Origin of the sequence: Streptomyces sp. NBC_00102 (assembly GCF_026343115.1) — a bacterium.
GTDB lineage: Bacteria > Actinomycetota > Actinomycetes > Streptomycetales > Streptomycetaceae > Streptomyces.
In genome coordinates, this window is sequence record NZ_JAPEMC010000007.1 from 50,566 (window position 1) to 72,910 (window position 22,345).

13 protein-coding genes and 2 pseudogenes are annotated in these 22,345 nt (G+C 69.9%); 10 read left to right on the forward strand and 5 right to left on the reverse strand.

What is annotated here, in order from left to right:
- Nucleotides 1-38: 38 nt before the first annotated feature.
- Complete coding sequence (locus OHA55_RS35875) at nucleotides 39-2,315, reverse strand: helix-turn-helix domain-containing protein (protein WP_266714617.1); 2,277 nt, start codon at nucleotides 2,313-2,315, stop codon at nucleotides 39-41.
- A gap of 704 nt (nucleotides 2,316-3,019) precedes the next feature.
- Here OHA55_RS35875 and OHA55_RS35880 point away from each other — a divergent pair.
- Nucleotides 3,020-4,030 (forward strand): helix-turn-helix domain-containing protein, encoded by a 1,011-nt coding sequence (locus tag OHA55_RS35880; RefSeq protein ID WP_266714661.1) that lies wholly within the window; start codon nucleotides 3,020-3,022, stop codon nucleotides 4,028-4,030.
- Between the two features lie 198 nt (nucleotides 4,031-4,228).
- Here the strand turns inward: OHA55_RS35880 and OHA55_RS35885 are convergent, their stop codons facing one another.
- Entirely contained in the window at nucleotides 4,229-5,065 is an 837-nt protein-coding gene (locus tag OHA55_RS35885; RefSeq protein WP_266714619.1) for an alpha/beta fold hydrolase, read from the reverse strand.
- A gap of 636 nt (nucleotides 5,066-5,701) precedes the next feature.
- Here OHA55_RS35885 and OHA55_RS35890 point away from each other — a divergent pair.
- The gene (locus tag OHA55_RS35890; RefSeq protein ID WP_266714621.1) at nucleotides 5,702-6,802 is read left to right on the forward strand and encodes a lytic polysaccharide monooxygenase; all 1,101 of its coding nucleotides are present in this window, start codon (nucleotides 5,702-5,704) and stop codon (nucleotides 6,800-6,802) included.
- A gap of 301 nt (nucleotides 6,803-7,103) precedes the next feature.
- Here OHA55_RS35890 and OHA55_RS35895 read toward each other — a convergent pair whose 3' ends face one another.
- Nucleotides 7,104-7,664 (reverse strand): hypothetical protein, encoded by a 561-nt coding sequence (locus OHA55_RS35895; RefSeq protein ID WP_266714623.1) that lies wholly within the window; start codon nucleotides 7,662-7,664, stop codon nucleotides 7,104-7,106.
- Nucleotides 7,665-7,785: 121 nt separating this feature from the next.
- Here OHA55_RS35895 and OHA55_RS35900 point away from each other — a divergent pair, with 121 nt between their 5' ends.
- The 4 genes from OHA55_RS35900 to OHA55_RS35910 all read left to right on the forward strand — a co-directional run bounded on the left by OHA55_RS35900 (nucleotide 7,786) and on the right by OHA55_RS35910 (nucleotide 11,467).
- Complete coding sequence (locus OHA55_RS35900) at nucleotides 7,786-8,490, forward strand: response regulator transcription factor (protein WP_266714625.1); 705 nt, start codon at nucleotides 7,786-7,788, stop codon at nucleotides 8,488-8,490.
- Nucleotides 8,487-9,911 (forward strand): HAMP domain-containing sensor histidine kinase, encoded by a 1,425-nt coding sequence (locus OHA55_RS35905; protein WP_266714627.1) that lies wholly within the window; start codon nucleotides 8,487-8,489, stop codon nucleotides 9,909-9,911. Before OHA55_RS35900 ends, OHA55_RS35905 begins: the two co-directional genes overlap by 4 nt.
- A gap of 433 nt (nucleotides 9,912-10,344) precedes the next feature.
- Nucleotides 10,345-10,479 carry a hypothetical protein gene (locus OHA55_RS36630; protein WP_353963497.1) on the forward strand — a complete coding sequence of 45 codons (135 nt, stop codon included), beginning with the start codon at nucleotides 10,345-10,347 and terminating at the stop codon, nucleotides 10,477-10,479.
- A gap of 472 nt (nucleotides 10,480-10,951) precedes the next feature.
- Nucleotides 10,952-11,467: a hypothetical protein gene (locus tag OHA55_RS35910; protein ID WP_266714629.1), complete on the forward strand. Its 516-nt coding sequence runs from the start codon at nucleotides 10,952-10,954 to the stop codon at nucleotides 11,465-11,467.
- 7 nt (nucleotides 11,468-11,474) lie between these two features.
- Here OHA55_RS35910 and OHA55_RS35915 read toward each other — a convergent pair.
- Nucleotides 11,475-12,018: pseudogene (locus tag OHA55_RS35915) on the reverse strand (transposase family protein).
- Nucleotides 12,019-12,438: 420 nt separating this feature from the next.
- Here OHA55_RS35915 and OHA55_RS35920 point away from each other — a divergent pair.
- From OHA55_RS35920 to OHA55_RS35930, 3 genes are all read left to right on the forward strand, one after another.
- Nucleotides 12,439-12,951, forward strand: coding sequence for an SMI1/KNR4 family protein (locus OHA55_RS35920; protein WP_266714631.1), 513 nt, complete (start codon nucleotides 12,439-12,441; stop codon nucleotides 12,949-12,951).
- Nucleotides 12,952-13,814: 863 nt separating this feature from the next.
- On the forward strand, nucleotides 13,815-17,096 hold the full coding sequence (locus tag OHA55_RS35925; protein WP_266714633.1) for a GH92 family glycosyl hydrolase: 3,282 nt from the start codon (nucleotides 13,815-13,817) through the stop codon (nucleotides 17,094-17,096).
- Between the two features lie 601 nt (nucleotides 17,097-17,697).
- On the forward strand, nucleotides 17,698-19,560 hold the full coding sequence (locus tag OHA55_RS35930) for an ABC transporter ATP-binding protein (RefSeq protein ID WP_266714663.1): 1,863 nt from the start codon (nucleotides 17,698-17,700) through the stop codon (nucleotides 19,558-19,560).
- A 109-nt stretch (nucleotides 19,561-19,669) separates the two neighbouring features.
- Here the strand turns inward: OHA55_RS35930 and OHA55_RS35935 are convergent.
- Nucleotides 19,670-19,927: pseudogene (locus OHA55_RS35935) on the reverse strand (Cmx/CmrA family chloramphenicol efflux MFS transporter); the annotation flags it as partial.
- Between the two features lie 408 nt (nucleotides 19,928-20,335).
- Here OHA55_RS35935 and OHA55_RS35940 point away from each other — a divergent pair.
- Nucleotides 20,336-22,207: an ABC transporter ATP-binding protein gene (locus OHA55_RS35940; protein ID WP_266714635.1), complete on the forward strand. Its 1,872-nt coding sequence runs from the start codon at nucleotides 20,336-20,338 to the stop codon at nucleotides 22,205-22,207.
- The last annotated feature ends 138 nt before the right edge of the window (nucleotides 22,208-22,345 follow it).

Below are 22,345 nucleotides of genomic sequence, written 5' to 3' on the forward strand. Positions count from 1 at the left end.
AGTCGCTCTCGGGGAAGCCGGAGGGGCCTCCGGCCCGGCTACTCGCTCCGGAGGGTTTCGACGTGGGCGAGGCGCTCTTGAGCCTCGGTGAGGCGGTTCGGGTCGGCTGCCGCGCCAAGGGCGAGGCACTGGGTGAAGGCGTCCCGGGCCTGGTCCAGGTGTCCGGCGGCCAGCAGGGCGCCGCCGAGGTACACCAGGGCGCGGCTCTCCAGGACTTTGTTGCCGATGCGTCGGAAGATGTCCGTGGTCGTGCGCAGGCAGTCGGCGGCATCGGACAGGTTTCCGAGGGCGGTGTGCGCCTTTCCGACGTTCATCTGCAGGTTCCCGCGGGTGAAGTCGGCGATGTGTACTTCGACACGTTCGCGGGCCTGGTCGAGGACGGCGAGCGTGCGCAGGTGTTCCCTGATGACTTCCTCGTACTCACCCAACAGATAGTGGGTCAGGCCTGTGGCGCTCATGGCCTGGAGAGTGCCGTGGATGTCGTCGGCGGCTTCGAAATACCCGGCCGCCTCGTGGTTGTGGCGCGCCGCCGTGGTGTGGTCGCCGAGCAGGTTGAGGGCCCAGGCCCGGTAGAAGTGGGACCAGCCTTGCTGGGAGGGGTCGTTGGCGCGCTGCGCGGCGGCACAGGCCTGGCCGGCGCGGTCGATGCTGTCGTGGTGCCGGCCTTCGCACACCAGCAGGGCCCAGGCGTCGTAGTTCAGCTGGGTGGCTTCGACGAGGGGGTCGCCGAGGGCCTGGGCACTGTGGGCGCCGGTGCGGAAGACCTCGGGCCAGTGTCCCCAGAAGACCCACTGGTCGGAGAACCAGTGCAGGGCTTCGGCGACCTCCACGACAGTGGTGTGGTCGCCCGCGGAGGCGGCCGCCCGGAGCGCGGCGAGCCAGTTGTCGCCCTCGGCCCTGAGCCACTGGCGGGCGCGTTCGGCGGTGGACAGGTCGACGGTGCCCTGCCAGTCGGCGGGCGGGGCACCGTGGCCGGGTTCGTGCCAGCGTCCGGCCACCACGGCGGTCTCCAGCAGCCAGCGGTGCAGCGCCGAGCGCGCCGCCGCGATGGACCCGGCGGGTTCCTCGGCCTCCAGCCGGGCGCGGGCGTACAGGCGCAGCAGGTCGTGGAAGCGGTAGCGGTCCCGGTCGGTTCCCAGCATGCCGGTCTCGACGAGCTCCTCGAGGAGGTCCTCGGTGTCGAAGAGGGACTGCCCCGTGAGCCGGGCGGCGCCGGCGGCGGCGACGTCGGGACCGTCGACCAGGGACAGCCGACGGAACAGGCGGGCGGCGGCAGGGGTGAGCTGGCAGTAGGAGAGGTCGAAGGCCGCCGAGAGGCGGAGGTCACCGGCGCTCAGCGTGTCCAGGCGGCGCTCTTCCAGAGCGAGGTGGTCGGCCAGGCGGCGCACCGTCCAGCCGGTGCGGGTGGCCAGCCAGTTGCCCGCCACGCGCAGGGCCAGCGGCAGATGGGCGCAGCGGTGGGCGACCTCGGCGAGGGCGGTCGGGTCGGCGGCCGCCCGGTCTTCTCCGACCAGGGTGGTCAGGAAGGTGGCGGCTTCGGTGGGGGTGAGCTCGGAGAGTGGCAGCCGGTGGACGTTCTCCAGACCGGTGAGCATTCTCCGGCTGGTGATCATGGTCATGCCCGTGCCGGAGCCGGGCAGAAGCGGGCGGACCTGTGCCTCGTCGCGGGCGTTGTCCAGGACGAGCAGGCAGCGGCGCTCGGAGAGCACCTGCCGGTAGAGCTCCGGGTGGCCCTGCGGGCCATCCTCGGCCAGGTCCTGGTCGGCCACTCCCAGCGTCTTCATGACGCGGAGCATCAGTTCGGCCGGGTCGGGCGGGGTGTCGTCCATGCCGCGCAGGTTGAGCATGAGCTGTCCGCCGGGGAAGCCGTCGGCCAGCTCGCGGGCGGCGTGCAGTGCCAGGGTGGTCTTGCCCGTGCCCGGCGGCCCCGACACCGCGACCACCACGGGTTGGCCTGCCACCGACCTGTCGGCCAGCGCCGTCAGCTGTTCCCGTTCCGCCTGCCGGCCGACGAAGTCGCCGACGCCCCGCGGGAAGGCGGACACGCCGGACGCGTCAGGACGCGGGGTGCGGCCTGACCGGGCGGCGGCCAGCAGCCGCTCCCGGTCCGGATCGCCCAGCTCCAGGCCGTTGGCGAGTGCGGCGACCGTGCCCCGCTGCGGGCTCGCCCGTCGTCCCCGTTCGAGATCCCCGATCCCGCGGACACTCACTCCCGACGCTTCCGCCAGTTCCTCGATCGTCAGCGACGCCTCCAGGCGCAACCGCCGCAGCATCATCCCGAAACCCGCACCACCCGCGCCGGCCACCCCGTTCACCCCACCTCACCCATGCCGGAACCACTCCGGCACACCGCCCCGACAAGGACGACACCCCCAGCGGCACAGAGAAATCTTACGGTGTACAGCCGCATCCACCCGCCCCGCATCTCAGCTCGCGGGACGGCCCCCGCACGCGCCCCGCGCTCCGTCGGACGGCCGACTCCCGGCCATGTGCGTGCTCGGTCGTGTGGTGAACGTCCCGCATGTCCGGCGGACGTACGGCCCCCTTCACGGCCTCTCCCGGATGCGGCGGCGCCTCCCGCTCCGCGTCCGCCGGCTCCGGCCCCTCGGCCGGCGCCACCGTGCGCCGCTGCGGACCCCGCTACGGCCCCGCTCCGTGTCGCCGATCGCCCGGACACCCGAGCCGTGCGCCTGAGCCGGTTCCTTCATCGTTCCCGGGGCACCGCGACGCGGGCGCGGGGCGGTTCCCGTGCCGCGCCCGCGCCCGCGGTTCTGCCTGTGGTTCTGCCTGGAGCCCGGCCGGGTCGGCTGCTTGACTGCGAGTGGAGGTGCTGCGGCCGCGCCGGGCGGCCCGACTCCGACGGCAGAGTGCCCCCTCCCCTCGTGTGAGGGCCTTCACGCCGTCAAGAGCACTGGTCATCAGTTCCCGGAAAACGTCGGCCGCCGCGTCGGCCCGTGCTGAGCGCGGGCCACGATGCCTCCCCCGACGTCGCACGAGTGAAGGAGAGAACCTGTTGAGCGTGGTACTGACGACCGCTTCGGTTCCCGATCAGGACAAGGTCGCGTACTGGCGTGCCGCGGTGGGAAGAGCGCTGGTACCGGTGAGCGTCGCCCCGCGGGATGACGGTCCGTTCTCCGGCCGGATCACCACCGACCGCCTTGGATGCCTGCGGGTGTCCACGATGGAAGCCGACGCGAACAGGGTCAGCCGTACCCCTGAGCTCATCTCGGGCTCGTCCGAGGCGCTCATCGCGGTCGGCGTCCAGGTCTCCGGCACGGCGACCATGGTCCAGGACGGTCGGCGGGCCGAGGTCAGCGAGGGTGACCTCGTGGTGTACGACACGGCGCGGCCGTACTCCTTCGACTACCCGGAGCGGTTCTCCACCCATGTCTTCCAACTGCCCCGCCACGCACTGGGCGTGTCGGACGCCGCCATCGATCAGGCCGTCGGCACCGTCATCGGTCCCATGGACGGCTTCGGCGCGGTGCTGCGGCCCTTCCTGAGCAAGCTGGCCACCTCGGTGCACTCGTACTCCCCCGCCATCGGCGGCATGCTGGCCAACAGTGTCATCGACCTCCTCGCCACGTTGGTGACCGACGGAGCCCGGCCGGTACCCGCGGAAGCGGACACCGCCCGAAGCCACCTCGTGCTGCGGATCCGCGGCCACATCGACGGGAAGCTCGGCGACCCGAATCTGTCCCCGGAACTCATCGCGAGGACGCACCACATCTCCGTCCGCTATCTGCACCGGCTCTTCGAGGGTGAGGGGACCACCGTCGGGCGGCTCATCCAGCAGCGCCGCCTGGAGGAGTGCGCACGTGAACTGGCCCGGCGTGGCAGGACTTCCCCCACCGTGTCGGCCGTGGCTCAGCGATGGGGCTTCGTCAGTCCCGCTCACTTCAGCCGGGCCTTCCGTACCGCCTACGGTCTCTCTCCCCGCGAATGGCGCAGCCTGCGCGTCGAAGGAGTCGCCGCACCGAGGCCGGACGTCCTGCCGGTGGCCGCTCTCTCCGCCGGTGGCCGCGCATAGCGGCCGAGTCTTACAAGCCCTTGGCGCCGCGCATGTCCCCCCGCACCGGGACCGGGGCCGAGGGCCCTGCCGGTGAGGGATCTCACCGGCAGGGCCCTCACCGTCAGGCTTCTCCGGTGCTTCTTGTGTTCTTCGTGCTTCTCGTGTTCTTCGTGCTTCTCGTGTTCTTCGTGTTTCCTCGTGATTCCTCGTACGAGGTCACTTGGCCAGGAAGGCGAGGAGTGCCGCGTTGACCTCCTCCGCGTGCGTCCACAGCAGGCCGTGCGGCGCGCCCTCGATCTCCACGTAGTCGGCGGCCGGAAGGGCCTTGTGGAAGGGACGCGAGGTTCCCTCGGCGGGCAGGATGCGGTCCGCGGTGCCGTGCAGGATCAGGGCAGGCACGTCGATGGCCGGGATGTCGGACCGGAAGTCGGTGTACCAGGTCGCCGGCGCGGCGGCTGCCGCGAACGACCCGCCGCTCGCTGCCACGTTCCAGCTGTTGCGCACCGCTTCCTCGCTGATCCGCGTACCGAGGTTCTCGTCGAGGTTGTAGAAGTCCCGGAAGAAGTCGCTGTAGTACGCGTAGCGGTCGGCCTCGACGGCGGCGACCACGCCGTCGAAGAACTCCTTGGGCGCGACTCCGTCCGGGTTGTCGTCGGTCTTGAGCAGCCAGGGCTCCAGCGAGGCCAGGAAGGCGACCTTGGCCACCCGGGCCGACCCGTACGCGGACACGTACCGGGCGACCTCACCGGTGCCCATGGAGAAGCCGACCAGGACGGCGTCCACCAGGTCGAGCGTCTCCATCACGACGTTCAGGTCCGCCGCGAAGGTGTCGTAGTCGTAGCCGGTCGTCGGCTGGGCCGACTGTCCGAAGCCCCGGCGGTCGTAGGTGATCACGCGGTGGCCCGCGGCGAGCAGCGCGGCGCTCTGCCGCTCCCAGGAGTGGCCGTCGAGCGGGAAGCCGTGGATGAGGACGACCGGCTGCCCGGTTCCGTGGTCCTCGTAGTAGAGGTCGATGTCGGTGGAGTTTTCCTGGCCCACGGTGATGTACGGCAAGAGATCGTTCCTTCGTCCGAAGTGGCGGGTGCGCGGTCCCCTCCGCCCGGCATGGGGCGGGCGGAGGTGTCCGGCCGGTGCCGCGGTCCATCGGCGGCCCGGTTCCGGGCATACGTGGCGCGGCGCGGAGATCATGACGCTAGAGCGCTTGTCCCGCGGTCCGTTGCCGTTGAGCGCACCACCATGTGCCTGGGCGCGCCCAGGCACGTCGCCGCGGGCCGAGTGGTGGGTGCTGCCCGGCGCCAACGGGCGGTTCGGCGGCGGTGCGCGCGCGTTCCTGGCCTCACGGGTCCGAAGCCCCGACTCCCCGGAACCCATCCGGATACGGCGGCCGGTTACTCACCCGCGCATGGGCACTTGACCGCCGACGTACCGTGAGCACGCCCCACCGGGCGGCCGGGTCACCTCGCGGTCGCCGAGGCTCCCGACGGCTTCCCTGATGACTCTCCTAACCCTTCCTTAAGCGAGTCGTAAGCATCTTCCCGGAAGCGGCTCCAGCCCCGAAATCGGCTTGGCGGGCGGCTAGTTTGCTGCTCACGGCGCCTGGCCCGCCTCGCTGGTACACCTCGCGAACAGGGCCGGCCGTGTACCGACCGGGCCCCGCGCCCTCCCCCCTGCACGAGGAGAACCGTCACCATGGGCTTCACCCCGACCGCCGCCCGCGCCCTCGCCCTCGCCCCCACCCTGGCCCGCCGGGTCGCGCCCGTGCTCGCTCTCGGCGTCGCCCCCCTCTCCCTGACCGTGCTCCTGGCCGGTCCCGCCGTCGCCCACGGCACGCTGACGGACCCGGTCAGCCGGGTCTCCGCCTGTTACGCGGAGGGGCCGGAGAACCCGAAGTCGGCCGCCTGCAAGGCCGCGGTCGCGGCCGGCGGCACCCAGGCGCTGTACGACTGGAACGGGGTGAACCTGGCCGCCGCGGCGGGCAAGCACCGGGAGGTGATTCCCGACGGGAAACTGTGCAGCGCCGGCAACGACAAGTTCAAGGGGCTCGATCTGCCGCGCGCCGACTGGCCTTCCTCGCCGATGAATTCCGGCAAGCACACCTTCGCGTTCCGGGCCACCGCGCCGCACAAGGGCACCTTCGAGCTCTACCTCACCAAGCCCGGATACGACCCGACCCAGCCGCTGACCTGGGCGGACCTTCAGGACAAGCCGTTCGCCACAGCGACCGACCCGCAGCTGGTGGACGGTTCGTACATCTTCGACGGGACCGTGCCGCAGGCGTCCGGGCGGCAGCTGATCTACACCATCTGGCAGCGTTCGGACTCCACGGAGGCGTTCTACGCCTGCTCCGACGTGGTGTTCGGCGGCGGGAGCTCCAGCGGTGGCGCCGCCGCACCGGCCGCCTCCGCACCGTCGGAGGCGGAGATCGAGGCCGGTGCCGCGCAGTCGTCCGTGGAGCACCAGGGGCACGGGGACGACGATGCGGCCACCAACGCGGAGGTGACCGAGGCGCACCCGGCCGGCTCCACCGATGCCTCCGCGCATCACGAGGAGAGCGCAGCGACCCCCACCGGGGCAGCGGCGACCCCCACCGCCGCCTCCTCGGGCTCCGCGGCCCCCACCGGCTCCGGTTCCGCCGGTGAGCCGGTCTCCGACGAGGCTCTCGCCGAGACCGGCGGGAGCGGCACCACCCCGTACCTGGCGGTCGGCGGGGCGGCAGCGGTCGCCATCGGTACCAGTACGCTGTTCGCTTCTCTCCGGCGCCGCTCGAACCGCGCCCCGGCCGGGCGCTGAACCGGCTCGGCGAGGGTGACGGGCGGACGCCGGTGACGGGCGGACGTCCGGGCGGCGCGGGGCGCGGACGTCCGGTCAGCGCGGGGCACCCTCACCCGCGTCCGTACTTTCGCCCGCGTCCGTACCTTCGCCCACGTCCGTGCCTTCGCCCACGTCCGTGCCTTCGCCCACGTCCGTGCCTTCGCCCACGTCCGTGCCTTCGCCCACGTCCGTACTGAGCACGTGGTCGGGGCGTCGGGCTCTGCGTTCCGGGGGACGGAGCGCAGGGCCCAGCTCCGTTTCCCGGCGGACGCGGCGCGGGTCAGTAGGTTCCGGTCTCCACCGACGGGGGCCCGTCGTGCCAGGTGCAGAACACCGACACGTGGTCGGGCCCGGAGGTGAACTCGACCCGGATCCAGCTCTCCGTCTTCCACACCTGCATCGACCAGCCCGCCTTGGGCGTCGCGGACACGAGCGTCGCCGAGGTGGTGCCGAGGTCGAAGACCGCCCGTCCGCCGGCGGTGTCGTAACCCTCGACCCGCCCGCCGGCGGGAGCGGCCGTAGGGGGTCGCACGGTGGCGGCGACCGTCGCCCCGGCCGCGTCGGGCGCGGCGGCCCTCCCCGCCGCCGCGGAGACCGCCGGGGAGGCGGACGGGGAGACCGCCCGGGAGGCCGGTGACGCCGCTGCGGAGACCGGCGGGGAGGTCCGGGACGGCAGCGGGGCGGCGGCCGCCGGGCTCGGACTCGCGGTGAGCAGCGGGAGTGCACGCGGAGGTACGTAGGCCGGCTCCGTCATGACCGAGTGCACCCCCCACCACGACAGCGTGACCGCGCCCCCGGTGCAGAGTGTCCAGGCCAGAGAGTGCAGAAGTGCCTTGCGCATGGCGTGCCATGATGCCCCACCAGGACACCCGGTGTGCCGGGGCAGGGCGTTGCGTCCCCCTTGTCCGGGAATATCTCCCGGCGGGGCACGGCAGTCTCCCGTATCGCGTACGGTGCCGCCCATGGCACGTGTGCTCGTCGTCGAGGACGACCCCTTCGTCCGCTCGGCCCTCATCCGGCATCTGACCGACGCCTCCCACACCGTACGCAGCGTGGGGACGGCCCTCGAAGCACTGCGCGAAGCCGCCCACCACGCCTTCGACCTGGTGATCCTCGATCTGGGGCTGCCGGACCTGAACGGCGGGGAGGCGCTGAAGATGCTGCGGGGCATCACCGACGTACCGGTGATCATCGCGACCGCTCTGGACGACGAGGCCGAGGTCGTACGGCTGTTGCACGCGGGGGCCGACGACTACCTGACGAAACCGTTCTCCTTCGAGCACCTCTCGGCCCGGATGACCGCCGTCCTGCGGCGCGCCGGATCGTCCGGCGGAGCCGCCCCGGAGCCCGCACCCCTCCGGGTCGGCGGTCTGAGCGTCGACCCGCCGCGCCGGGTCGCCCAGCTCGACGGCGTGACCCTGGACCTGGCCCGCCGGGAGTTCGACCTGCTGGCCTACCTCGCCCGGATGCCCGGGGTCGTCGTCCCGCGCAGGCAACTCCTCACCGAGGTGTGGCAGCAGGAGTACGGGGACGACCAGACCGTCGACGTACACCTGTCGTGGCTGCGCAGGAAGCTCGGCGAGACCGCCGCGCGGCCCCGCTATCTGCACACCCTGCGCGGGGTCGGCGTGAAGCTGGAGGCGCCCGGCGCGCAGCAGCCGGGATGAGGTGGGCGCTGGCGAAGGTGGCGCTCGCCGTCACGACCATGGTGGCGGTGGCCTTCGCGGTACCGCTCGGTCTGGTCGTACGGGAGATGGCTCGCGACCGTGCCTTTTCGGCCGCGGAACGCGAGGCGGCGGCCGTGGCACCCGCGCTCTCCATCACCACCGAGCCCGATCAGCTCCGCCGTGTCGTCGCCGCCGCCGCCCCGCGTTCCGCGGTCGCCGTGCACCTGCCGGAACACGCGGGGAGCGTGCCGCCCGTCATCGGCGACGGGCAAGCGGTGGCCGCAGCAGTCGACGAGACCCGCCGGCTCGGCCGGGCGTCCACCACGACGGTCCCCGGCGGCTTCGCACTGCTCCAGCCGGTGGCGGTCAGCACCGGGGAGACCGCCATCATCGAGGTGTTCGTCTCCGCCTCGGACGTCGACAGAGGCGTCATCCGGGCGTGGGTGGTGCTGGCCGCGGTCGGTGTGGGACTCGTCGCCGGTTCCCTCGTGGCCGCCGACCGGCTGGGGGTCCGCACGGTGCGCCCCGCGCGGGGGCTCGCCGAGGGCGCCCGCAAGCTGGGCGCGGGCGACCTGGACATCCGCATCCCCGAGGACGGACCGCGCGAACTACGCCTGGCGGCAGCCGCGTTCAACTCGATGGCCGAGCAGCTGACGCGCTTGCTGGCCGGCGAGCGCGAGCGCGCCGCCGACCTGTCCCACCGCCTGCGCACGCCCCTGACCGTGCTGAGACTGAACGCCGCGTCACTGGGCGAGGGCCCGGCCGCCGAGCAGACCCGGGCGGCGGTGGCGCAGTTGGAACGGGAGGTGGACACCGTCATCCGTACGGCCCGTCAGGCCGCCGCGGCGCCGCGTGGTCCCGTCGGGCAGGCGGCGGGCTGCGACGCGGCGGACGTGGTCCGCGAGCGGATGGAGTTCTGGTCGGCGCTCGCGGAGGACCAGGGCCGCGCCGCGAGCCTCGCCGGTACTGACCGTCCGGTACCCGTCCCGGTCTCCCGCTCGGACCTGGCCGCCGCCCTCGACGCGCTGCTCGGCAACGTCTTCCGGCACACCCCGGAGGGCACCCCCTTCTCCGTCGACGTGCACGGCGGCGACGACGCGGTGCTCGTCCTGGTCTCCGACGCCGGCCCCGGTGTCCCCGACCCGGCCGCGGCCCTCGAACGCGGCAAGGGGTCGGGCAGCGCGGGCTCCACCGGCCTGGGCCTGGACATCGCCCGGCGTCTCGCCGAATCCACCGGGGGCGACATCCGGGTCGGCACGAGCGTGCTGGGCGGCGCCGAGATGCGGCTGCGCATCCAGCGGAGCGGCGTGGGCTCCGGTGCCCGGTCCCGCAGGGGGGCGAGGGGCAGACGACGCCTGCGCACCGGCCGGGTCCCGGCGTCCCGTTGGGGACTCGGCAGGGGCGCCTCCGGGTCCCGGTGAAATCAAGCGGTGGCGGGGCGGGCCCAGCGCGCTCCCGGTATCCGGCACCGGGAGCGCGGTGGGCCCTACGGGCGGAGCCGTGCGGGCGGGACCGGGCACCTCCCGGAGGAGCGCAGGAACACGACGGCACTGGGCGCTTGGACGAATGGGCGGCGACGGACTCAAGTATGAAACCTGGCCACGTGCTCGCGGGCGGCAAACTCAAATCCAATGCATCATCTCGACCGGGATCAAGGCGCAAATATGGCATGAGGTGCAGAACCTCATGTGGAGTGAAAAGGCCGGAGATTTTCAGGACTTAGGTCACATTGCACCGGAATGGCGGATGTCGTGAAATCACATATGGAGGAATTGTCCCGCATTGTAGTTCTGTTCGAAGGTTGCAGCGCGGGGGATTTGGTCGATTTGGGATGCTGTTGAGGACTCCTTCGGGGTGACATTCCCGGCAGACTACAAGGAATTTGTCCGACGCTTCGGAGGTGGAACGATTGAAGGGCAAATTGCGATTTTGATCCCCAGTTCTACTGCAGAACGTGAGGGAGAGAGCCCTAACCTCGATCTTTCATGATGGGCCGCCGACGGAGTCGGTGGCCCATCATGAAAGATCGAGGCTAAGGAGTATGCACTGAGCCAGATTCCAATATGGGGTGAAACGGATAGCGCGGACATGCTTGGTTGGGCCACCTCGAATTCTGGCTCAGACGTATGGCCGGTGGCTGTCTATGCGCGAGGTGACCAAGCCTGGAGAATCTATGATTGCAGGATGACTGAATTCCTGGTCAAGCTATTGAGGGGTTCTTTTCCGGAGTGCCCAATCAGCGACGATTCCCTCATGGGGCTAGAGAGGCCGCGCTTCTTGCACGACAGGGAGGAAGCGCGCCTTTGGGGTGAAGGGATCTACCCCTGGGGGTAATGATTGAGGTGGCCACGAGCTTGTAGCACGATCATGGTCAATTGCGAAGGAGTCTTGTTCTTTCCAGTGCGTTCGTGCGGAATTCTGCAGATTGGCAGGTCACGTGCGGAAATACATAGAGGAGCTGATGGCTGCAGTGCCGGCGCTCTCTGCTCTAAAGAGGCAAACCGAAAAGAAAATTGACTTCGATCTCATTGAGTCACGCCTAGGTGTGAGGATTCCGGGTGACTTTAAGGAGATCGCGAGTTGGTTCCCCTCGTTGCAATTCGACGAGTATCTACGGATTCCAGTTCCCATAGAGGGGGGTGAATTGGAGTATTTTGACGCGATGGCGTACGACCTGGATACTCTTGCCGGGCTGGGAAAAGATGGTTTGGCGGGTGGCTGGCTCCCGCATCCTATGCATGGCGGACTGATTCCGTGGGGGGATTCAATAGACGGTGACTCCTTCTACTGGCGGGTGAACGATCCGGATCCCGAAATCTGGACCGTTGTCGTAGGGGGAGCGAATGATTCATGGTGGGAAGTTCAGTGCGGCATGACGGAATTTGTCATCGGGCTTATTGAGGAGACCTGTGACTCGGGTGAAATACCGGAAGGGGTTATCGTGTCAAGCTCTCCTGTGCATGAACTGACCTATTGAACCTCTTTCATCCTGAATAGTCGCAGGTCAGTAGCGTGTGGACGGCTTGGACGATGGTGCCGATGCGGCGGGTGGAACATCTGGCTCGCCGAAGGAGTCGCCAGGACTTCAACTGGGCGAAGGCGCGTTCGCCGGGAGCTCCGAGTCGGGCGTGGTCGTGGTTGAACTGTTGGTAGTGCTCGGGCTGTTCGCGGTGGTGGTAGTACGGGGCGCGGAAGGTGGCACCGGCGCCCCGGCAGGCGCGGTCGGCGAGGACGAGGAGCTGCCGGGTCAGGCACGCTGGACGATGCTGTGCGCGGGCCGAGGTCAGGTCGTGAGTGCGGGCCGGGTGTCGCGCGGGAGAACCCGAGCGGTGTCCCGTCGAGACGGGCGATGACCTGCACGTTCATGCCGCGCTTGCGGTGCTTCTGCGAGTAGTACGGCTGGTCCGCGCGGATCCGGTCGGTGGGGATGAGTGTGCCGTCGGCAATGACGTGATCACCCTCACCGAAGCCGGTGAGGGCTTCTTGCAGGCCGGGCGCCCACGCGAGCTCGTGCAGGACATCGAGCATGGCAGGATGCGGAACCAATAGGGCCCCTCAGGTCGCCGGTGTGATGAGTGGATTCACCACGCCAACGACCAGGGGCCCTGCCTCGTCACCACACCCGCTGACCAGACCATTCCACTCCTGCGGAACAGGATGAAAGAGAATCACTGATTCAAAACACATAGTTCGATATGAGATGACGCCAAGGCATGAGGGGACAGAACGGTTCCTTACGCATTCGATATGTCTCATACTGCCTGGGATGAAATGGTGAGGCTACGGGATCGAACTCGACATTCGCGCCCAACCTCGTGAACACCCCGGAGGGAGGGTGGAAAACCTGAGACTGTCCATAGATAGCCGTACCGGACGTGACGTGCCATTTCCCGGAGAACCCAATTGATGAATTCAAGTAGGCGGGTCAAGTTGTCTTCCATCTCTCGATTGCAGCTGATTCTTCCACCGCCGATTGCAGGCGGGGATGTCATTGACTGGGGGGAGGTTCGGACCACAGGTGTATCGGAACTACCGCAAGACTACAAAAGTTTCGTTGCGCTCTATGGAGGGGGTGAAATTGATGAATATGTCGCAGTGATCACACCGCCGGTACATGGCTCTGGCTATGGCGATCTCCCCCTAGGTGATGATCATCGCATTCCCCCTGAGGAGGAGGCGGACCTGGCGACCAAGTTGCCCGGAGGAGTTACTCCAAGGTTGATACTCTTCGCCCAGACGGCTAGCGGTGATGGAGCGTATTGGCTAGCCTGCGGCAACGCTGACGAATGGCGAGTGGCCGTCTGGCGCAGACAGATTGCCTACGGTGAGAGTCGGTGGGTGCTTTTCGACGGAGGGATGGTGGACTTCATTCTTTCTGTACTCGAAGGAGTTATTGAGCCGTTTAGCATGACAGGCACAGGAGAGGAGCCGCATGAATTCACCAGTTGGCGAGAAATCTGAATCCTCTTTTAACTCGAAGTTTCGTGACGGCTCATCAGTGCAACTGGTGGTCCGTTTCGGGTTGTTGTACTGACTGTGGGCAGAGTGACGACCCGGCTGTCGCGTCGGGTGGGCGCCGGGTTCCACGGCTCCGGTCGTGATGGTGCTGTTTGTCGGGGCGGGAACGTGCTGCCCGGGCATCGACCTGGCGGAGGGCGTTCCTCGGCGAGCTGCCCGGTCATCCGTTCAAGGACGCGTTCAGCGACGGCGAGTTCGGCGTTGAACACCCACACCGCTCAGGCATCGCCGGAGGCATGAACCCGGTGAGGCCGTCGCCGCACAGCTCCAGCAGCCGGGGGCCCCGGACGGCACGAGCGGCCACAGGCTGGACATCAGGTTCGTTTCCTCAGACATCCGCTCATGGTCCCAGGTGCGAATCCACCCTTCGCGAAGGGGCGACACGACTCCGCCAAGCCGGCTACTGACTAACGACCTGCACACCGGCCAACCGCCCACGGCCGGCGTGAGCACCCCGAGAACGGGTCACACCAGCCCTTTCACACGCGACATCAAGTTGGCGATGTCCAACTGCGGGCTGTGCGAAGGCGGTTTCCCCATGCGCCTCCAGCGCGGTATCCCTCCCCCATGGCGTGGAGGTCACGGGCGAAGAACTCACCGGGGCCTTGACACCCCGGTGCGGCAGGAGGAGCATCCTCCCGTCGTTGACAACGTTGTCGGGACAGGATGACCCGGGTAGCCAACGGTGCTTCCGCTCCCGCCCGTTGACCGTCCGTCACACACGAAGGGCAGGATCGGTGTCAGACACGCACAACCGTCCGACGCACCCCGGGCTCAGAGCTTCTCGCTGCGTCGCGGTGGCCGCCATGGCCGCACTGGGGCTGGCCGTCACAGCCGTGCCCGCAGCGGCGGCATCCTCGTACACCACCGTCAAGGACCCGGTGTCGTACGTCCACCCGCTGATCGGCACCGCGAACGCGGGCAACACCTACCCGGGCGCCGTACAGCCGTTCGGCATGCTGGCGTGGAGCCCGCAGAACTCACGGGGCAAGCAGGTCTCGACCCCCGCTCCCGGCGGCTACCAGTACGACGCGACCAAGATCCGCGGCTTCAGCCTGACCCATCTCAACGGCGTCGGCTGCTCCGGTGCGAACGGCGACATCCCGATCATGCCGTACGTGGGTGACGTCGACACCTCGCCCACCTCGGACGCGACCGACGCGAAGTACGCGAGCAACTTCTCGCACGCGGACGAGACGGCCACCCCCGGCTACTACAAGGTGGGCCTGGCCAGCGGCGCTTCGGCGGCGCTCACCACGACCGCCCGTACCGGCACGGGGCAGTTCGGCTTCCCGGCGGACAAGCCCGCCAGCATGCTCTTCCGCACGTCGAACTCGGAGAGCGGCAGCACCGCCGCCACCGTCAAGATCGACAAGGCCGCGCGGACGGTGACGGGCTCCGTCACCGCGGGCAACTTCTGCGGTCCGCAGAGCGCGAACAACCGCAAGGACCTCTACACGCTCTACTTCACCGCCCACTTCGACAAGGACTTCGCGAAGGTCGGCACCTGGACGGACGACACCGTCGCACCCGGGTCCACCTCGGCCTCCGGCGGTACGGGCTACAGCTCGTCCGGCAACCCCGTGGCGGGCAAGGGCTCCGGGGCGTACATCACCTTCGCCGACGGCACCACCAGCGCACAGGCCAAGGTCGCCGTCTCCTACGTCAGCGCCGAAAACGCGGAGGGCAACCTCCAGGCGGAGAACGGGCGGCACGAGAGCTTCGACTCCGTCAAGAAGCAGGCCGCCAAGAACTGGAACAAGGCGCTGAAGGCGATCGAGGTGGGCGGCGGCACCGACGCCCAGCGGTCCACCTTCTACACCGCGCTCTACCACTCCATGCTGGAGCCCACCCTGACCAGCGACGTCGACGGCCGCTACCTCGGCTCCGACCGCAAGCCGCACCGGCTCGCCAAGGGGCAGAAGGCGCAGTACGGCACCTTCTCCGGGTGGGACCAGTACCGCGCGCAGGTTCAGCTGATGACTCTGATCAACCCGCGGGCGGGCAGCGACTACGCGCAGTCCCTCTACAACTACGCGGGCCAGAACGGCGGCGAGTGGGACCGCTGGCTGCTGGAGAACGGCAAGACCAGCGTGATGTCGGGCGACCCGTCCGACGCGGCGCTCGCCGGGATCTACGCCTTCGGCGGTCACGACTTCGACGTCAAGGGGGCGCTGAAGTCCCTGGTGACGGCGGCGACGGTCCCGACGGCCAACGACTCCGACAGTTCGGGCTGCAACGTCGAGTGCGTCGGCCAGCGGCCCGCGCTCGACAAGTACCTGGAGCTCGGTTACGTACCGGCGGACGGCTGCCACTGCTGGGGCGGCGCCGCCGAGACGCTGGAGGACGCGGCGGCCGACTACGGCCTGTCCGAGCTGTCCCGGCAGACCGGGAAGACCGCCGACGCGAAGAAGTTCCTGGAGCGCTCGGGCAACTGGTCGAACGTCTTCGACGCCAACGCCACCGCCGACGGCGGCTACATCCGCGACCGCAAGGCCGACGGCACCTGGGCCGGTACGTTCACGCCCGGCACCGGCACCGGCTTCGTCGAGGGCTCCAGCGCGCGCTACACGTGGATGGTCTACTCGGACGTCGCGGGTCTCGCCAGCGCGATGGGCGGGAAGGAGACGGCGGCGAAGCGACTGGACGCCTTCTTCCGCACCCCGGACGGGAAGTTCGACTTCACGGCGAAGGACGCCACCCGCTACGACGCGACCAACGAGCCCGACATCAACGCCCCGTACCTGTACAACTACCTGGGAGCCCCGTACAAGACGCAGGAGACGGTCCGCGCCGAGGTGGACCAGCTGTGGACCGACACCCCGGGCGGCATTCCCGGCAACGACGACGCCGGCACCATGTCCTCCTGGTACGTCTTCTCGGCGCTGGGCATGTACCCGCAGAACCCCAGCCGCGCCGACCTGGTCCTGACGGCTCCGCTCTTCCCGCACGCGGTGGTGCACACCGGCCACGGGAAGACCATCACGATCAAGGCGCCGGCCGCCTCCGCGGCCAACAGCTACATCCACGGCCTCAAGGTCGACGGCAAGAAGACCGACAAGTCGTGGGTCCCGGCCTCGTTCGTCACCCGTGGCGGCACGCTGGACTACACCCTCGGCGCGACGGCGGACACCACCTGGGGCAGCGCGGCGGCCGACGCCCCGCCGTCCTTCCCCGGCGGCGGCGTGAAGTACTTCACCGGCGCCACCCCGGAGCAGGTGAAGGTCGAGCCCGGCTCGGGCAGTGCGGAGACCACCGTCAAGGTGCAGACCCTGGAGACCGAGTCCACCTCGGTGCACTGGACCGCGACGGCTCCGGCCGGTGTCACCGTCACTCCCGCGGAGGGCGACTTCACGGTTCCGGCGGGCGGTTCGGTGAGCGCGAAGCTCGCTGTCTCGGCTGCGGCGGACACCGCCGAGGGCCACTACACGGTCCCGGTGACGCTGAAGTCGTCCGACGGCGCCGAACTCCCGAAGACGTCGTTCGCGGTGACGGTCGCCGAGAAGAACGGCATGCTCTGGAACCGCAACAGCACCGGCATCTCCACCGACGACACCAACCCGCAGGCCAACTTCGACGGTGAGGGCTGGAGTTACTCGGCCGCCGCGCTGGCGGCGGCGGGCACCACGCCGGGCGGCACGGTCTCCTCCAACGGCTTCGACTTCACCTGGCCGAAGGCGGGCACCGGCGACCCCGACAACATCGAGGTCACCGGGACCGCCCCGCAGGTGCTGAACGTCCCCTCCGCCGAGGGCGACACGAAGCTGAGCCTGCTGGGCAGCGCCGCCGAGGGCGCGGCCGCCGGCAAGCTGACGCTGACGTACACCGACGGCACCACGCAGCAGGCCGACATCGGCTTCAGCGACTGGACGCTGGGCGGCGGCTCCCAGCAGCCCTCGTACGGCAACACGGTCGCGGTCCACACCGCGTACCGCGACGTCCAGGGCGGCGGCAAGGACCCGGTGGGCACGGAGGTCTTCTCCTCCGCGCCGATCGCGCTCCAGGCGGGCAAGCGGCTGGCGAGCGTGACGCTCCCCTCCACCACGAGCGGCGGCATCATCCACGTCTTCGCGGTGGCCACCGCCTGACCCCTGCCTCTGTTCACGTGAACGGGCCGTCGCGTCCGGGGAACTCCCCCGGTGCGGCGGCCCGTTCGCCGTGTTCGGGCGCACTGCCCGGCAGGCGGGCACCGGCCTGTGGGAGCACGAGCCGGGCTGTCGGCGTTTCGGCCAACTCTGCTTCTTCCAGGGCCCCTTGCGGCGTACGGGTGGATGTACCCGGCACGCTGGTGCGGCCCCGGTGCCGGGGTGCCGGGGACCGACCGAAATACACGCGTTCGAAGCTCCGCCCCTGTCGTTAGGCCTCACGAACCCGGCCGGAACGACTGTCGAAGGGGACTTCCATGACCACCGCACGGCACAGAAACCCACTGCCATCGGAGTTCGAGCACGCCCCGCTCCCTGTTCCCGCGCACAGGCCCACCGGTTCGGGAGTGCGTCCCGGAGTGGACGCGCACCGCACCGCCGACGCCTCCCGTTCCGTACGCGTGGACGCGAGGTGGGCCGCATGAGCGGGCCGGCCGACGCGTCGAAGGACGGCGTTCCCGCGCCGCGTGCCACCCCCGCGCCTGCGGACCGGACGACCCGCACCAGCCCCGTTGCCGGCACGGATGCGGCCGAGCAGCCGCAGATGCGGTACGTCGACCTCACCGGCAGCCGGGAAGCCGCCGGGCGCTCCATCCGGATGCGCGACATGGCCCGGCGGCTGCCCCAACTGGTGCGCCGCTCACTGGCGCTCGCCTGGCGGGTGGACCGGCGGGCGACCACCGGCCTGCTGCTCTGCCAGGCAGCCGCCGGAGTGTTGCAGGCCCTCGGCCTGATCGCCATCAGCGGCACCCTCACCGCGCTGCTCACCAGCGGCGACGTCTACGACCGGCTCCTCGAAGCGTGGCCGTCCGTCCTCCTGCTGGCCGGCACCGCCGGGGCGCGCGCCCTGCTGGGGATCACCGTCGCCTGGCTGTCCTCACGTCTCGGCCCGCTCATGTCGCGCGAGGCCGAGCAGATGCTGCTCACCGGCTGCTCGGAGGTGGAACTCCGCGCCTACGACGACCCCGACTTCAACCGCGACCGCGAGGCCGCGGACCGGGGAGCACAGGTCACCGGCGACCTGATCGACGAGGGCCAGGACCTCATCGCCTCGGCCGCCAGCTTCCTCGCCGGGGCGATCGTCCTGGCCGGTGTGCACTGGATGCTCCTGCCGCTCCTCGTCGCGGCCAGCCTCCCGCAGGCCCTGGCACAGGTCAGCGCGGCCCGTGTGCGGTACCTCGCCAACCTCCGCAGCAACGGCGACCAGCGGATGCTGTCGGTGCTGCGCTGGCACATCTACACCAAGGACGCGGCCGATCAGATCCGGGCCGGCACCATGGGCGGCTTCCTGTCCGGCCGATACCGGCAGACGGTCGCCCGGATCAACCGGGAGGACCGGGCGGCGGCGGACCAGGGCGCCCGCATGTCCCTGGTCGGCGCGTTGTGCGGTGGCCTCGGTTCGGCGGTCGTGTGGGCCGCGGTCGCCTGGCTGCTGACCACGGGCCGTATCACCGTCGGGCACGCCGGGACGGCCGTCTTCGCCCTGCAGACGGTGGGCCAGTCGGTCCGCGGGCTGGTGGCCGTCGGCGCGCGTGCCATCCGGACCGGCCTGTACATGGACGACTGGAGCGGCTTCCTGGACAAGGCCGGCGGATACCGCATGCGCCGGGGCTCCCACCGCCCGGAGCCGCCGAAGACCATCGAGATCGCGTCGGTCACCCACCGCTACGCGGGCAAGGACCGGGACGCGCTCTCCGACATCTCCCTCACGCTGCGGCGGGGCGAGGTCACGGCCCTGGTCGGGTTCAACGGATCGGGCAAATCGACGCTGTCGAAGCTGGTCAGCGGGTTGTACCTGCCGACCGACGGTCAGGTGCTGTGGGACGGTACGCCCACCGACGACGCCGACCCGCAGGCCCTCTGGCGACAGGTCGCCCTGGTCCCGCAGGACTACGCGCACTGGCCGCTGACCGTGCGCGAGAACGTGAACCAGGGACAGCCCACCGCGCGGGGCGACGCGGCGGTGCGCGAGGCGTGCGAGGCCGCCGGAGCCGACGAGGTGATCGGCCGGCTCGGCTCCGGCCTGGACACCCTCCTCGCCCGGGAGTGGCTCAACGGGGAGGAACTGAGCGGCGGCCAGTGGCAGCGCATCGCCCTCGCCCGCGCCTTCTTCCGGGAGGCCGGACTGCTGGTGCTCGACGAGCCGACCGCGAACCTCGACCCCCGCGCCGAGTACCGGATCTTCCAGCGACTGCGGGACCTGGCCCGGGACCGGGTGGTTCTGCTGGTCACCCACCGCATCACCAATGTGGCGGTGGCCGACCGGATCGTGGTGCTCGACGAGGGCCGGATCGTCCAGGAGGGCACCTACTCCGAACTCGCCGGACAACCCGGCCTGTTCCAGCAGCTGCTCTCCTACCAGGTCACCTCCGAGGCGGACGGCCGGAAGGACGGGACTCCGGTGTGACCCGCGAGGGCTGGGCCGTGCCGCACTCAGCAGAGCCCGGTTCAGCCCGTGCCTCCCCGCGCCTCCCCGGGTCCGCCCGGGTCCGCCCAGGTCCGCCCGGCGCGGGCCAGGCACGTGCCTTCTTGTAGGGCGGGACCAGGGCAGCGGCAGCCGTCAAAGCGACGGCAAGGAACCCTGCGTTCGCGAGCGCGGCAACGGCCCGGGTGGCGAACATGACCGGGAAGCTCCCGGAGATGGCCCCCGCAGCGTGAGCTGCCGCACAGGCAAGGATGAATCCGAGAAGGCTGGAGCGCGTGGGCCAGTTGCGGGCAAGCGCGGCCACAAGGGGAGCGCCGACGACCATGCCGATCGCGAAGGCCGAGGTGAGCCCCCGCCCCGCCACTCGTTCGAGTGACGGGGCGGTGTCCTGCGCCGGGACCACGATCCGCTGCCACCGTCACCCCGGCCGAGCGTCCACCGACCGCATTCAGCCACAATCGGCCTCCGCCGAAACGGAGTCGGCCCCGCCGGTCGGTGACCCCGGTATCGGCCGGGACACCGGGCGCCCCTCGGCGACCGAAGGGGCTCCCACCCTGGGCCGCGTCCCGTACGGAGGCCGCACTCGCCCCCGCGCACGGGCGGCACACCTGGCAGGGAAAGCCGCCATGGAGGTCGCTCGGCGTCACTCCACGGAGCCGTTCCAGGCGACAGAACTGGACAAAAACCCTTGGACCCGGCAGTGACGGCTGCGCAAGACTCCGCTCTGCTCATTCACCACACGACGAAACGGGTCGCGATGGGATCAAAAGAACAAGGCGAAGGCCTACCGAGCAAAGGCTCGGTGCTCCTCGCCCTCCGCTACTACATCCGGGAACTCTCCCGCCTCCGATGGCTGGCAGCACCGACCCTACTGCTGCCGGCCCTGGGCAATATCGGCCTCTACTACATCGCTCCGCTGATCGTCGCCAAGCTCGTGGGTCACGTGGCCGGGAAGGGCGGCGAAGGAGTCGGCGCCGGCCCGATGCTGCCGTACGTCCTCGGATTCGCCGGGGTCCTGCTGTTCTCGGAGACGCTGTGGCGGATCGGGCTGCACTGCCTGAACCGTGTCGAAGCCCGGGGCATCGCACGCCTCTACGTCACCGGTATGGATGAAATCTTCGTCAAGGACTCCGCGTTCTTCCACGACAACTTCGCCGGATCGCTGACGAAGCGCGTGCTGAGTTTCGCCTCCCGCTTCGAGGAGTTCGTCGACACGCTGACGTTCTCCATCATGGGCAACCTCGTGCCGCTGACCTTCGCCTCGGTGGTGCTGTGGAGCTACGACCCGATGCTGGTGGTCGGTCTGCTGACGCTCATCGCGCTCACCGCGCTGATCGTCATGCCACTGATCCGGCGCCGTCAGGCGATCGTCGCCAAGCGCGAGCAGGCGGTCGCCCGGGTGTCGGGCCACGTCGCCGACAGCCTGACGAACATGGAGACGGTCCAGGCCTTCGCCGCCGAGGACCGCGAGGCCGCCGAACACCGTTACCGGGTCGCGGAGTTGTCCCGGCTCATGGTGCGTTCGTGGGACTACGGGAACCTGCGTATCGACACCCTGGTGGCGCCGCTCTCCGTGCTGACCAACGTGATCGGCCTGGTGCTCGCCATCACGCTCGCGGACGGGAACCTCGGGGTGGAGGCGATCATCGTCGCCTTCACCTACTACGCCAACGCCACCCGGATCATGTTCGAGTTCAATCAGATCTACCGCCGTCTGGAGAGCTCGATGACGGAGGCAGCGCAGTTCACCGAACTGCTGCTGGAGCCACCGACCGTCCTCGACCCGCCGGATCCCGAACCGCTGCTGCCCCGGGGGGCGGACGTCCGCTTCGAGAAGGTGACCTTCGCCCACGGGGGCGGGAAACCGCTCTTCGAAGGGCTCGAACTGGACGTCTCGGGAGGGACGAAGATCGGTCTCGTCGGCCGGTCCGGCGGCGGCAAGACCACGCTCACCCGGCTCCTGCTGCGGATGGCGGACATCGACGGGGGCCGCATCCTGATCGGCGGTCAGGACATCAGCAAGCTGCGCCGGGCCGACCTGCGCAGCCGGATCGCGTACGTCCCGCAGGACCCGGCCATGTTCCACCGCACGCTGCGGGAGAACATCGCCTTCGCCCGGCCCGGCGCCACCGACGCCGAGATCCGCAGGGCGGCCGAGGCGGCCCACGTCACGGAGTTCGCCGACGCGCTCCCGGACGGCTTCGAGACGATGGTGGGAGAGCGCGGGGTGAAGCTCTCGGGCGGCCAGCGCCAGCGGGTCGCCCTCGCCCGGGCGATCCTCCGGGACGCCCCGATCCTGCTGCTCGACGAGGCGACCAGTGCCCTGGACTCCGAGAGCGAGATCCTGGTCCAGGACGCCCTGTGGCGGCTCATGGACGGCCGGACCGCCCTCGTGGTGGCGCACCGGCTGAGCACCGTCGCCACCATGGACCGGCTCGTGGTCCTCGACCGGGGCCGGATCGTCGAACAGGGCTCGCACCAGCAGTTGCTCACCGCCGGCGGTGCGTACGCCAAGCTGTGGCAGCACCAGTCGGGCGGATTCCTCGACGAGACGGACACCGCGGGACCCGTCGTCGACGCTGCCGGGGAATCCCTGGCCGGAGCCGTCGTGGAGGCCGAGCTGCGCTGAACCCGAGGGGCGGCGCCGCCGCCGGCACCCGTCTCCCTCCCGGGGCGTGGGGAGAACGGGGCGGCGGCCGGGCGTCCGCCCGGCTGATCGCCACTGCCGCCTGCGTGTACAGCGGGAATCGTGGACGGTGGCCGTTCT